At 38.0% G+C, this 14448-nt stretch carries 8 protein-coding genes; 7 read left to right on the top strand and 1 reads right to left on the bottom strand.

Translation table 11 applies throughout. The features are described from left to right. Positions 1–4 precede the first annotated feature (4 nt). A complete protein-coding gene (locus tag ABD859_RS00190) occupies positions 5–1228 on the top strand; it encodes a response regulator (RefSeq protein ID WP_345138612.1) in 1224 nt (407 codons plus the stop codon). Between the two features lie 133 nt (positions 1229–1361). Here the strand turns inward: ABD859_RS00190 and ABD859_RS00185 are convergent, their stop codons facing one another. Continuing rightward, the gene (locus ABD859_RS00185; protein ID WP_345138609.1) at positions 1362–5006 is read right to left on the bottom strand and encodes a PAS domain S-box protein; all 3645 of its coding nucleotides are present in this window, start codon (positions 5004–5006) and stop codon (positions 1362–1364) included. An 862-nt stretch (positions 5007–5868) separates the two neighbouring features. Here ABD859_RS00185 and ABD859_RS00180 point away from each other — a divergent pair. The 6 genes from ABD859_RS00180 to ABD859_RS00155 all read left to right on the top strand — a co-directional run bounded on the left by ABD859_RS00180 (position 5869) and on the right by ABD859_RS00155 (position 14439). Beyond that, positions 5869–6729: a helix-turn-helix domain-containing protein gene (locus ABD859_RS00180; RefSeq protein WP_345138607.1), complete on the top strand. Its 861-nt coding sequence runs from the start codon at positions 5869–5871 to the stop codon at positions 6727–6729. A 113-nt stretch (positions 6730–6842) separates the two neighbouring features. Continuing rightward, entirely contained in the window at positions 6843–7895 is a 1053-nt protein-coding gene (locus ABD859_RS00175; RefSeq protein WP_425554210.1) for an alpha/beta hydrolase, read from the top strand. 321 nt (positions 7896–8216) lie between these two features. After that, the gene (acnA, locus tag ABD859_RS00170) at positions 8217–10988 is read left to right on the top strand and encodes an aconitate hydratase AcnA (protein ID WP_345138604.1); all 2772 of its coding nucleotides are present in this window, start codon (positions 8217–8219) and stop codon (positions 10986–10988) included. 568 nt (positions 10989–11556) lie between these two features. Further along, a complete protein-coding gene (gene lpdA, locus ABD859_RS00165) occupies positions 11557–12963 on the top strand; it encodes a dihydrolipoyl dehydrogenase (protein ID WP_345138602.1) in 1407 nt (468 codons plus the stop codon). Between the two features lie 23 nt (positions 12964–12986). Next, positions 12987–13676 (top strand): SDR family NAD(P)-dependent oxidoreductase, encoded by a 690-nt coding sequence (locus ABD859_RS00160; RefSeq protein WP_345138599.1) that lies wholly within the window; start codon positions 12987–12989, stop codon positions 13674–13676. Positions 13677–13686: 10 nt separating this feature from the next. After that, positions 13687–14439, top strand: coding sequence for an SDR family oxidoreductase (locus ABD859_RS00155; protein WP_345138596.1), 753 nt, complete (start codon positions 13687–13689; stop codon positions 14437–14439). The last annotated feature ends 9 nt before the right edge of the window (positions 14440–14448 follow it).

The raw sequence follows: 14448 nt of genomic DNA, 5'->3' as shown, positions 1-14448 counted from the left end.
CCCCATGGAACAATATACTGTAAAAATATTATTAGTAGACGACAAGAAAGAAAACCTGCTTTCCCTTCAGGTTATACTCGCCGGTCAGGGCTATGAATTTGTAGAAGCTTCATCAGGTAAGGATGCACTGCGCATCCTGCTAAAAAACCAGGATTTTGCCATTATCCTCATGGATGTGCAGATGCCGTTGATGGACGGTTTTGAAACAGCAGAACTCATCAGAGAAAGCGACAAGCTCAAACATGTTCCTATTATATTTCTTACCGCCAATATGGACTCCGCGGACTATATCTTTAAAGGCTATCAGTCAGGGGCTGTGGACTATATGATCAAACCGCTTTCTTCGGAAATCCTTAAGGCGAAAGTACTGGTCTTTACCGAACTCTATAAAAAGAGCAGGGAGCTCCAGCTGAAAGAAGAAGAAACCGCATCACTCAACGCAGAGATGGCAAAAGCCAATATCCAGCTTGCCAAGCAGTACGAAGCTATGGAAAAATATGCCGCCGAGCTCAAAAGGAAAAATGCAGAGCTTGATGCCTTCACACATATTTCAAGCCATGACCTGCAGGAACCGCTTCGTAAAATACAGACATTCAGCAACATTATCCTGGCCAGAGAATATAACAATTTAAGTGAGGAAGGCAGGAGCCGATTTGATAGAATTCTATACGCTACAAGTCGTATGAGGGATCTGATCAACGATCTGCTTGCTTTCTCACAAACCAATGTAGCGGACCGGAAATACGAAATTACGGATCTGCAGGTTCTGATAGAAAACATAAAGGAATCACTCTCTGAAGTCATAAATGATAAGCAGGCGGTAATCGTCACAGAACTGCACGGATCCGTCACAATAATCCCGTTTCTATTTGGGCAGCTTTTAGAGAATCTTACCACAAATGCGCTGAAATTCGCCAGAAACGACCTTCCCATGCGTATTGAAATTAAGAGCCGGATTACTAACCGGGAAGAATTAGGTCTCGAACAGATGCTGCCCGAGATCCCCTACTGCCATATTAGTTTCCGCGACAACGGCATCGGATTTGATGCGCAGCACCGTGAAAAGATTTTCGGTGTCTTTCAAAGACTGCACAGCAGGGATGAATATGAGGGAACCGGCATCGGTCTTGCTATCGTAAAAAAAATAGTTGAAAACCACAACGGTTTTATCACTGCTGAGGGCGAACCAATGAAAGGTGCTGTCTTTCACATTTACATACCGCAGTAAAATACAAAATGAATCTAATATCACCAGCATGACGCAAAAAGCCTTATTCCTTGGGTTTTACCAGCCGTCCAAAAACGATACTTTTCTTTTAAATTTATACTAAAAGGCGGCCGATATATCCGGCGGTTATTTATCAATTTACGGGAACTTCGGGAAGAAAAATGTGAAAAGCAGCACCCGTATCTGGCTCCCCATCTGCAAAAATGACACCATGATGATTCATAACTATTCTCCTGCACAATGCCAGACCAATACCGCTTCCCGGATAAATGCTCTGCTGGTGGAGACGATTAAAAATCTCAAAAATCTGCCTGCCGTAATGCTTCTCAAAACCGATGCCGTTATCTGTAAAAATTATATAATGGTACCTTGCAGCCTCCAGATTTGAATTTGTGTGAGCGGCAACGTAATCACGGCTGACCAGTTCTGTTTTTATAGAAATTCTAGGAGTTCTTTCAGGACTGGTAAATTTCAACGAATTGCTTATTAGATTGTAAAAGAGCTGGTTCATTTGCAATCCTGCAGCCATTATTACAGGAAGATTATCAGTTGTAATTACAGCATTTTTTTCTTCTGCAGCAAGCTCGAAATCATTCCATACAGCTGCTACAATTTTGTTCAGATCAACTAGATTAAAGGATTTTTTGGGATTAATAAGCCTGGAGAAAGCCAGCAGGTCAGAAATGAGAAGACTCATTCTAGATGCCGAAAAATCGATTTTATTTATAATTGTCTCTTTATCTAAACTTGATTTGCCTTCTTTTAGAAGACCTGCAAAAATCTGTATTTTACGAAGTGGTTCCTGCAGATCATGACTGGCAACATATGCAAACTGTGCGAGCTCCTGATTGGAATGCTTAAGCGCCTGATTAGATCTTTCAAGCTCATAATTTAATTCCCTAAGATCTCGCAACGCCGCATCAAGTTCTCTGGTACGGAAATTTACTTCGCTTTCCAATGTCAGCTGCAGTTTTCTCTGAATGGTTATATCTTGGGCTGTCCCGCTTATAACAGAGGGCGTTCCTGCTGCATCAAAATAGGTCTGGCCGATAGAATGAATTATTTTCTCACGGCCTGTCTCTGCATTAATAATCATATATTCAGCTTCATATTTACCATCATTTCCAAGCTGCTGGGCATCAAAAAACGCTTTTGCCACCCTTTCTTTGTCAGCATCTATTATAACGGATCGGGCTTCTTCGGAAGACATCAGCGTCTTCGTAAAACCAAACATTTCTGCGTGGCGTACGGAGAGCGTTGTTATCCCAGTTTTAATATCCATAGACCAGATTCCCAGCTGTGCCAGTTCAACCGCTGATCTAAAATTTGCTTCACTGTCCCTTAGGGCAATCTCCGTTTTTTTACTCTGGGTAATATCAGTGGCATGGACGATAACGCCGATAACATCTCCTTCATTATTGATGTGGGGCGTGTAAACAATATTAAGCCATCTCTCCACCCCCATCCTTGACGGCGCAAACATTTCATACTTTACCTGCTTGCCGCTGTAGGCGATTTTGAGGTTTGGCAGCGTTTTCGCATAAGCTGCCTCCCCTATGAACTCCCGAACAGACAATCCAATTGCTTCGCTTTCACCCACTGAGAACCAGTCCATAAAAACAGTGTTATAAGACTGGTAACGCTGGTCTTTATCCAGGTAAAAAATCATTGCCGGCACTGTATCACGCAAAAGCTGCAGATGCGCTTCGCTCTCCTGCATTGCCTTCTGGGCGTTGACCTGTGCCGTTACATCAATGGCTATATCCAGAATAGCATAGATCTCACCGGATCTGTTGCGAAGCGGCGTATAAGAAATATTGTAGTAGTTGTCGTTAAGAACACCGTCCTGGACAATCTTAACAAGAGATGCAGACGATATAAACGGTATGCCCGTTGTAAATACATCATCTAATATTTTCAGATAAGCCTGCCCCTCCGTAATGAGTTCCGGCATAGCTTCTCTTAATGGAAGTCCATCAATGTGAGGTCCTTTTCCGACAATATCAATAAAGGTTTTATTTGGGTATTCTATTATTAGATCACGCCCGACAAAAAGCCCGATTCCTGCAGGTGCGGCGGCTATAAGATTCCTAAGCTTCATTTCACTGTCCTCAACCTCACGTCTACTGACTACCTGTCTGGTGACATCAGTAGCAATTACCAGCAGGCCAAGTGCTTCTCCAGAAATATTTCTATTTATCTGGTAGGTTAAATTAACATAGATATATTCTAAATTCCCGCCTCGAAGCAGTTTGACTTCCACTTCATTTGCCGTATATGCTTTTTCACTTTGAATTACTTCCTTCAGAAGGTCATCAAAACCCTGGCCTTTAAGTTCAGGAAGCGCCTCCAAAAGCGATTTCCCAATAAGTTCTTCCGATGTGCGGCCTACCAGCTCACAATAAAAACTATTGGCACTCTGGTACACCAATCTTTCATCATTGCTGATAGTCGCAATTCCGACAGGTGACTGTTCAAAGATCGATGCAAGCTCACTGCGGCTTTCACTAAGCTCTCTTTGTGTCAAAACGTTATCGGTAACATCCGAACACATATTTAAAATGCCATATACATTTCCTTTATCGTCAAATAGTGGAGTCAGTGTGTAATCAAAATATCGGTCTTCCTGCATGTCAAGTTTCCATATCTGAGCAGCAGCAATTTTATGCTCTCGGCCGCTTTCATACACCTCCTTTAGTAATCCGATAAAAACACCGGCTGCCTCTACAGGAAGTGCATCTATAATTTTCTTTCCAACAATGTTTTGGTCGGTTTTCCAGTATTCCAGCATTACATCGTTGGCAAGTTCAATATGAAAATCAGAACCGTAATAAAGTGCCGTCCCAACAGGCGCGCTGGCTATTAGATTCCTGAACCTGCTTTCACTTGCCCGCAGTTTTTTTTCATTCTCAATCTCATCTGTTATATCAACAGCTACAGCTGTAATATATTTTTTCCCGTCAGGATCATTCACAATTGAGATACTGTTATTGACCCAGATTACAGATTTATCCCCACAGACATAACGTTTGGTAATCCGGAAATCTTTTCCTTCCTCGATACATTTCTGAAGAAGTCGCATGTTGTTTTCCAGGTCATCAGGATGAGTAAGCTGTCCTAAATTCATTTCAAGAATCTCTTGCCTGCTGTATTTTAACATCTGGCAGTATCTCTCATTTACTTCCATTACCCTGCCGTTAATGTCGGCTTGTGCAATTCCTGCACTTGAATGCATCATCACGCTGTTGAGCTGTGATCTTGCGCTTCGGCTGTCTATCAGATTAGGGATTACTGATGAATTTTCTATGCAGGTTCCAAGAACTGCTTCAATATTACCATTTAGGCCATAAACCGTAGTGTAAGACGCGGTAAGGTAAACTGTATTTTTTTTTGATGATTTTTTATTTCTAAAAGCTGTAATATTGTTCTCAGACTTTTGGGTTTCCCCTCTGATAATTTTGGTTACGGTATCGACTACCTCGCTCCACTCAGATGGCAATGCATTCTCAATCGTTTCTCCGATTGTTATTCCCTGTATTTCAGGATCAAGAAAAAGTTCAAAAGCATCATTGTAAAAGAAAGATTTCTCATTACCCCAAACCAGAAACATGGGAATCTGCGATCTAAGCATAATTCCCAGAGCTGTCCGAAAACTTTCACTCCATGACGACATGGAACCTAACGGATGATCTGCCCATTGTGAAGCTTCAATAAGGCGGCCTGTCGATCCAGTGTTTTTAAGAAATGAAAACTGGGGTAATGAACTATTAAAATACAATTTCTAAGATTTATTTGAATGGGGATTTGACCAACGAAAGGTAAGTTAAATAAATGAGAGATCCGTAATTAAATAAAAGATACAGGTAGGAATCCAAAAATTAGAATTCCACTTATATCTTAAAGGCAGTTTAATAGAATTTTCGGCTGAAGTGAGCAAACCTTTTATCAAATAAAATAATTGACATTTTCAGTTTGAAAAGAAATTGAATTGCAGTTCAGAGATGTGTACAAAAACATTAAGGGTTTGGCATGTAAAATCTCTTTTTTTAGGACAAAACAATCAATTTTGATTTTTTTAGACCTCACATTTTGAAAAGATTAAATTTAACTATAAAATTAAACATAAACACATAAAAATCAATATCTTAGCATTAAAAATTATATTAAAAAAGTTTTATGGCAAAATCGTGGCACTCTAACTTTTGAAAAATAAAAATGCAGGAAATATGCGGGTTTCAAGCGTTAGGTTCGAATCCTGCTCTCCCCACGAAAGTCCTGAAGAAATTCAGGACTTTTTTTATGCGATAAACTGAAAACTTTTCAATTCAAATAGCTTTAAAGGATCAACACGAAAACCTTTAAAACGTCCAGAGTTTCTACAGCAAAATCATGGCACAAGCTTTAAACTCGAGTAAATTAAGCTGAAAAGCTTTAGTTATAACATCTAAAGTTCTTATCAATCAAAGACTTTATATAGTGCTTTTATTCCTCGTAAGCACGGAATTAAATTATTTTTCTATATTTGAAAAAGTCAGTAGTTAAAAAAACAACGGCTTAAAGTAATCACTAAGTTGAAGTATAGATACTTAAGTAATAAGCTTAAAATAAAGACTGGCAAAGAAGATTTACATCATTAAGAAATGGAAAATAATAAACTTGTATTCGAATCTAAATACAAAAAATTAGGCTGTAATACTTTTAACGACCAGGATTTGGAATTAATCAATAATAATCTTTACCGTCCCTTCATTAAAGTTTTGTTAGTACCTGCTCATTACATCATCAGTGTCGATTTTAAAATATACGATTTGGATAAACCGGCTGTATTTTTTGTAAACAGCAATCAGTTCCTTACCATAGTTAAAGCCACAAATACTCCTGCTCACTTAATCTTTTATAATAGGGATTTTTATTGTGTTCAGATCCATGACTCTGAGGTTGCCTGCGATGGATTATTATTCAATAATCTTTTTGAAATCCCAAAAGTAGCTTTTGATGAATCCGAAATGGTAATTGTACAACAATTATTCTCCCAAATTAAAGAAGAAATTGAACTGAAAGATTCTTCATCAGAAGAACTGATCCGTGTTTACTTGAAGCAGGTTATTTTAAAGGCAACAAGAGAGTGGAAAAAACAAAATCTGGAAAATGACCAGATTATGCTTCAGCCCGCTGAACATGATTTTTTTAGAAATTTCAGCCGCCTGGTCGAGATTCATTTTCGCGAAAAACATGCTGTCGCTGATTATGCAGACTTAATGAACCTGGCCCCTAAAACGTTATCCCATAAATTTAAAAAACTGAATCTGGAGAATCCAAACGAAATAATTAAAAACAGGATTATACTTGAAACCAAACGACTTCTATATTATACAGATTTAAGCATTAAAGAAATCGCTTATCAGCTGGGATATGAAGATCCGGGTTATTTCAACAGAATGTTCGCTCAAAAGCTTGGAAATACACCAGCCAATTTCAGAAAAGAGTTCAAAAAACAATAAAAAACACCTGCAAAGGAAAAAAGTACAATTTTAATCCACTTTTTAATCTATACAGAGCTGTTATTGCGACATACCTTTGTCTCATCAAAAAATAACAATTTAAAATATAGATTATGAAAAATTCATTCTTTAAAGGCATAGCCTTATCAGCACTAGCAGCATTGATGTTTAACACGTCAGCAGCAGCACAGCAAAAAACACCTGCAGCACAAGATCCAAACATATCAAAAGATATTCGTGCTTTTTTAAAGGTATTAAATGGTGGTAATGGAAAACCCCTTGAACAAATGACTCCAGAAGAGGCAAGACTCGTTTTGGTAGGTGCTCAAAATTCTGTAACTTACGATTACTCCGATATCGAAGAAACTGAAAAAACAATTACACAGGATGGTTTAACAGTCAAGCTCCATATTGTAAAACCTAAAGGAGCTAAAGACGGATTACCTGTTTTCATGTTTTTCCACGGAGGCGGCTGGGTTTTGGGAGATTATCCTACTCACAAAAGATTAGTTAGAGATTTGGTTGTAAACAGCGGTGCTGTTGCAGTTTTCCCTGATTACACACCTTCTCCTGATGCTCGATTTCCAATAGCTATTAATCAAGCGTATGCTGCTACGAAATGGACTGCTGAACATGGAAAAGAAATTGGTGTAGACGGCACTAGATTAGCGGTTGCAGGTAACAGCGTCGGTGGTAATATGGCAGCTGTGGTGGCACTGATGGCAAAAGATAAAAAAGGACCTAAATTGACACAGCAAGTACTTTTATGGCCGGTAACTGATGCAGATTTCAGCCGTCCGTCATACACTAAATTTGCTCAGGAAAGATTTCTTACAACACCTTTAATGAAATGGATGTGGGACAATTATTTGCCTAAAAAAGAAGGCCGTAAAAATAAATATGCTTCACCTTTACAAGCTTCACTGGAAGAATTGCAAGGCCTTCCGCCAGCATTGGTACAAGTAGCCGAAAATGATATTCTATATGATGAGGGTTTAGCATATGCACGAAAATTAGATCAGGCAGGTGTTCCAACTACCATTACCGAATACAAAGGTTTTATCCACGATTACGGCTTATTGAATCCAATTGCTCATATTCCGGCAATACAAGTTTCAATACAGCAGGCAGCAGTAGTTTTGCATAATGCTTTGTTTGCAGACTAATGTAAATCTTAACGTAAACTAAATCCCTTCAATTGCGAAATCTTTTAAAGGGATTTTTTTTGCAAAAAAGCTATTAACGACATCTCATAATTTGTCAGCGAAATTTAGAAATCAACGAAATATCGTAAATAAAAAAAACAGTCAAAAAACAAGATACCCCTGACTTTTAAGCGATTAAAATTAGAGGCATATATTTTGAACAAATAATAAAAGATTATTAATAATTTTAAGTATTAGTTCATTTAAGAATATGCCGTTATAAAAAACTCTCTCTATTCGATCTTATATATTTCACATCAATACTAATTAAACACTATCAGTATGCAAAACGACATTTATCAAATTAAAAGACTGCTAACAAGCAAAAACAAAACTTTTTCCTATTACAGTCTCGCCGAGATGGAAAACCAGGGATATAATATCAAAAAAATGCCATTCTCGATTCGAATTCTTCTGGAAAATGTGTTACGAAATTATGATGATTTTGCCATTACAAGAGAAAACATCGAAACACTTCTTAACTGGAAACCTGAAGCTTCTGACAAAGATATTCCTTTTAAGCCCGCCCGAGTACTGATGCAGGATTTTACCGGAGTTCCCGCTGTAGTAGATATTGCATCTCTAAGAGCTGAAGCCCAGCGCAGGGGTAAAAACCCTGACATGATAAACCCATTAATTCCTGTGGATCTCGTTATTGATCATTCCGTACAGGTAGATTATTTTGGTACGGAATACTCTTATCTGCGAAATATGGAAGAGGAATATAAGCGTAATTCTGAGCGTTACGAATTTTTGAAATGGGCACAGCAGTCCTTTAGTAATTTTAGTGTCGTCCCTCCGGGTATGGGGATTTGTCATCAGGTTAATTTAGAATATCTATCGAAAGGGGTAATTGAAAGAAACGGGGAAATTTTTCCCGATACTTTAGTTGGAACCGACAGTCATACACCAATGGTAAATGGAATTGGTGTAATTGCATGGGGTGTTGGCGGTATTGAAGCCGAAGCCGCTATTTTAGGACAGCCTATTTATTTTATTATGCCCGAGGTCATCGGACTTAAACTTACAGGTAAAATACCTCTTGGCTCTACCGCTACAGATATGGTGCTTGCAATTGCAGAACTGCTTAGAAAATATGGAGTCGTTGGTAAATTTGTAGAAGTATATGGTCCTGGGTTAGACAGTCTGAGCGTCCCAGATCGCGCTACTATTGGCAATATGTCTCCTGAATTTGGGTGTACCGTTACATACTTCCCCGTCGATGAAAAAACGTTAGAATATATGCGCCTCAGCAACCGTTCCGAAGATCAGATCGAACTTGTCGAAGAATACTGTAAAGCGAACCTATTGTGGCGAACAGGCGATGAAACGATAACATACACTGATGTCCTTGAACTTGACTTGTCTACTATTGAACCTACTGTAGCCGGTCCTAAAAGACCTCAGGATAAAATTCTGCTTAAAAATCTTCAGCCTTCTCTTATTGATTTACTTGACAAAAGCTTTGGCAGAAAAAGCATCGCTCCTAAACAAGTGGCACGCTGGTCTGGCGAAGGAGGTTCACAGCCCGTACAAGGAGATTCTATACTTCCAGAGCATGCAAAAATCGAAGAAAAATCAGAAAACGGAATCAAAAGTGTTGCTGTAACATTAGGCTCTGAACAATTTATGCTGTCTGACGGAGCAATTGCCATAGCCGCCATCACTTCCTGCACCAATACTTCTAATCCATTTGTAATGATCGGAGCCGGACTTGTAGCCAAAAAAGCCCGTGAATACGGACTGAATGTTAAGCCATGGGTAAAAACCTCCCTTGCGCCGGGATCTAAGGTAGTAACAGATTACCTGACCAAAGCAGATTTAATTGGTGATCTCGAAGCTTTAAAATTTCATGTCGTAGGTTATGGCTGTACTTCCTGTATTGGCAACTCTGGCCCTTTACCTGCGCATATTGCTAAAGCTGTTGAGGAGCATGATCTTGTTCTGGCATCTGTTTTATCTGGTAACAGAAACTTTGAAGCGCGAATTCACCCGCAGATCAAAATGAATTTTTTAATGTCTCCTATGCTTGTGGTTGTGTTTGCGCTTGCCGGCCGTGTAGATATTGATTTATTAAATGAACCTGTAGGTTATGACCCCAACCAATTACCTGTTTATTTGAAAGATATCTGGCCATCTGATGATGAAATCAATCAGGTTTTAAGTGAGGTTTTATCTCCTAAACAGTTTGCAAAAAGTTATGAAACTATTTTTGATGGAAACGAAACATGGCAGAATTTAAAAATTCCTGAGCAAAAAATATATACCTGGGACGATCAGTCTACTTATATTAAAGAAGCACCGTTCTTTAAAGATCTTCCCGAAAATCCAAAAGCATTGCAGGACATTGAAAATGCTCGCACTTTATTAGTTTTGGGAGATAGTATTACTACTGACCACATTTCGCCTGCAGGATCTTTTAAGGAAAATTCTTCCGCCGGTCAATACCTGTTAAGTCGAAATGTAGAAAAGTCTGACTTCAATTCTTATGGATCACGTCGCGGTCATGATGAAGTTATGGTTAGAGGAACTTTTGCCAATGTACGCATTAAAAATGCTTTAGCAGATAAAGAAGGCGGTTACACCAAATATCTTCCAACAGGCGAAGAAATGAGTATTTTCGATGCTTCAACAAAATATAAAACAACTAACACTCCTTTAATTATCCTTGCTGGAAAAGAATATGGAAGTGGATCATCCAGAGACTGGGCTGCAAAAGGAACTTTTCTTTTGGGAGTAAAAGCAGTACTTGCTGAAAGCTATGAAAGAATTCACCGAAGCAATTTAGTTGGTATGGGCGTACTGCCTTTACAATATAAAAATGAAGATAATGCTTTAAGTCTTGGACTTACAGGAACCGAAACTTTTACCATATCTGGAATTGCACAAGACATATACCCTTTAAAAGAATTAAAAGTGACAGCAGTAAAAGAAAACGGTGAAATTATAGAGTTTAATGTTATTGCCAGACTTGATTCGAAAATAGAAATTGAATATTACAGAAATGATGGAATATTACAGTATGTACTTAGACAATTTCTTAAAATATCTTAAGTTTCAATAAGTAAAATAAAAAACACAGAACAAATCAATCAATTAGCTTTAAAAAATAAAAATATAGGAAATATACGAATTTAAAGCTATAGGTTCGAATACTGATCTCCCCACGAAAGTCCTGAAGAAATTCAGGACTTTTTTTGTATTAAACTGAAAACTTATAAATTCTATAGATTCATAGTTTTGCTTGTTTTTACCACACTTTTCATTTTTTACCAAAAAAAATTTCTGTGTCAGACTCGCGGCATATTTGCATTTAGAAAAAAATTAAACCTCAGCAAAATTAAAGATTGAAAACAGGATTTAAATAAATATAAAAATGATTCTGGTTTTCTAAATAAATTCGCATCTTTTCTATTTCTAAAAACAGCTCGCGGATTTTATCTTTTCTCTAAATATCACAAAAATTTTCCTGTATTTACGATATATCATTTTTATTAAAAAGCCCAAATCCCCAGATTTTAAAGGTCTTTGTATAGAGGTATAAAGATTGTTACCCAAAACCTGACTCTATAAAGAAAACAAAAAATCAACCGCTTATCAGGCGTTTAAAACCAGAGCAGGAATGGAAACAAAATTTGATATTATCGTTATCGGATCAGGTCCGGGCGGTTATGCTTCGGCGATCAGGGGATCTCAATTAGGATACAAAACAGCTATTATAGAAAAGTACGACACCTTGGGAGGAACCTGTACTAATGTTGGCTGTATCCCCACAAAAGCATTGCTGGACAGTACTGAACATTATCACACCGCATTTTCTAAATTTAAAACATTCGGAATTGAAACAGCGAAACTGGAATTAAACTTTCCCCAGCTTATTAAACGCAAAGAAGAAGTAATAGAACAGAATACCGCAGGGCTAAATTACTTGATGAAAAAGAATAAAATTACCGTTTTTCAAGGCACAGGTGAATTCTTAAACAACAAACAGATAAAGGTCCAGTCAAATAATCAGGAACCAATACAGCTTGAATCTGAATACTACATTATAGCAACCGGTTCAAAACCTTCTACAATTCCGGGTGTCGTACTAGATAAAAAACGCATCATAACTTCCACCGAAGCTCTTTCACTTGAGAATAAACCTAAAAGTCTTGTCATTATTGGCGGAGGTGTTATTGGGGTGGAAATGGCCTCGATATTCGCCAGAATAGGAACAGAAGTAACTATTATCGAATATGCCGATAGTTTGATTCCTACAATGGATAAGGAATTAGGAAAAGAACTTAAAAAACTTTTTACCAGACAAAACATTCAAATACTCTTAAATCATAAAGTCCAGTCTGCTTTTAACCATGGTGATTCTGCAACGGTACAATTTTTAGACACAGCCGATAAACTCAAAGAAATAACAGCAGATTACTGCCTTGTTGCCGTTGGCCGTAAACCTTATACCAGCGGGCTAGGTCTCGAAAATACAGATATAGCCTTAAACGAAAAAGGACAGATTATAACTAATGAAAAACTCCAGACCAGAGTTTCAAATATCTATGCCATTGGAGATGTCGTCAAAGGAACTATGCTGGCACACAAAGCCGAAGAAGAAGGCATATTTGCCGCAGAAATAATCCACGGAGAAAAACCTCATATCAATTATAAACTTATTCCCGGAGTCGTTTATACCTGGCCGGAAATTGCGTCGGTAGGTTATACTGAAGAAGAACTTAAAAAAGAAAACATCGAATACAGGGTTGGCAGGTTTCCTTTCTCTGCAAGCGCCAGAGCACGTGCAGCGATGGAAAAAGATGGTTTCACTAAAGTGCTTACTGATCCTAAATATGGAGAAATACTGGGCATTCACATCATTGGTCCACGTGCTGCAGACCTTATTGCGCAGGGCGTAATTGCAATGGAATATGAAGTTACCGATGAGGATATGTTTCGAATATCCTACGCGCACCCAACCTACTCAGAAACACTTAAGGAAGCTTACCTCGCATCTTCTGGTCAGGGTCCAATAAACATTTAAGAAACCGACAGAAAAAAATAGAAATGAAAACTTCAGGCAATATCATACTTATCACAAATGCTCAAAGAGGCACCGGTCTTGAACTGGCTAAACTACTTGCTACATTAGGCAACAAAGTCATCATTACAGGCAACAATAAAGCAGAATTACAGCATATTTCACAAAGCAGTAAAAACATACACAGCATTTTATGCGATTTAACCTCTGATCAAGGAGTCAGCAGTCTGATTTCAAAAATCCACCAGAAGTTTCCTCTTCTCAATATTTTTATCAATAACTCGGGCCAGACTTGTTTTGATTCTGGAGACTACTATACAGCCTATTCATTTGAAAACCTCTGTCGCCAGTATCTGGCTGGAATCCATCTTACAGAAGAACTTCTTCCACTCTTTGAAAAACAGCACAAAGCTTTAATTATTGATGCTTCACTTCTTACAATTGGTGTTTTACAAAACACTTATTTATTCAGCGGCGTTTTAGAAATTACTTCTTCGTATAACAAACTGCTGCGCCATAAGATTCAAAATTCGAAAATTGAAGTACGAAATCTACAGCCCAGATATTTCTCTGATCTTAACTCAAATCCTGTAATGACAGCATTAAGGATAATTGAGACCATCTATAATAAAAATACGAACACAGAATATATTTCAGGTTTGAAATATGAATTGATTGATTCTGAAAATCTTACTTCCAATTTTTTAAACAATTAATTAATAAAATATGAAAACATCTAACAACACCATCCTTATAACAGGCGGAGGATCTGGAATTGGCCTTGAAATGGCAAAATTATTTTCTGCCGATAATACTGTTATAATTACCGGAAGAACGGCTGATAAATTACACAAAGCTGTAAAAGAACTGCCAAATGTAAAATCAATTACCGCAGATATTAACAATGCAGAAGATGTACAAAATCTTGTAGAAAAACTCCATGCAGACCATCCGGACTTAAACATTGTCATTAATAATGCAGGACTTGCTCATTATTTTAGACTTACCGATCCTAACGCAAATGCTTTTGAAAAAGCTGGAGAAGAAATCATGACCAATTATCTTTCAATCGTGAGACTTACTGAAAAACTGCTGCCATTACTACAGAAACAACAAGAAGCAGCGTTTGTAAATGTTTCATCAATAGCTGCATTTTCTCCGGGAGTAGTACTTCCCGGCTATGCAGTAAGCAAAGCCGCTCTGCACTCCTACTCTCAGGTACTGCGCATTTCTCTCGAAAAACTGGATAAACAACCTGTGGTTAAAGTTTTTGAACTGATGCCTCCGCTAGTGAATACATCATTCTCAAAAGATATTGGAGGAGAAAACGGAATAAGTCCGCAGGATGTGGCTTTAGAATTAAAAAAGGCACTTGAAAATGATACCTATGAAATTCATGTCGGTGCGACTGCAGAATTTTACAAATTATACCTTTCATCTCCAGAAGCAGCTCTTCAGGCAATAAATGCGACGAAATAATAACTAATA

It is taken from the genome of Flavobacterium ginsengiterrae (assembly GCF_039539785.1).
GTDB classification, from domain to species: Bacteria; Bacteroidota; Bacteroidia; order Flavobacteriales; family Flavobacteriaceae; genus Flavobacterium; species Flavobacterium ginsengiterrae.
Note: the sequence above shows the minus strand (reverse complement) of the source record. Positions and strands in the feature narration are given on the sequence as shown.

Bases quoted from the DNA above. Each gene is read 5' to 3' on its own strand.
- ABD859_RS00190 (WP_345138612.1), top strand. From the start codon at position 5: ATGGAACAATATACTGTAAAAATATTATTAGTAGACGACAAGAAAGAA.
- ABD859_RS00180 (WP_345138607.1), top strand. From the start codon at position 5,869: ATGGAAAATAATAAACTTGTATTCGAATCTAAATACAAAAAATTAGGC.
- ABD859_RS00175 (WP_425554210.1), top strand. From the start codon at position 6,843: ATGAAAAATTCATTCTTTAAAGGCATAGCCTTATCAGCACTAGCAGCA.
- acnA (WP_345138604.1), top strand. From the start codon at position 8,217: ATGCAAAACGACATTTATCAAATTAAAAGACTGCTAACAAGCAAAAAC.
- lpdA (WP_345138602.1), top strand. From the start codon at position 11,557: ATGGAAACAAAATTTGATATTATCGTTATCGGATCAGGTCCGGGCGGT.
- ABD859_RS00160 (WP_345138599.1), top strand. From the start codon at position 12,987: ATGAAAACTTCAGGCAATATCATACTTATCACAAATGCTCAAAGAGGC.
- ABD859_RS00155 (WP_345138596.1), top strand. From the start codon at position 13,687: ATGAAAACATCTAACAACACCATCCTTATAACAGGCGGAGGATCTGGA.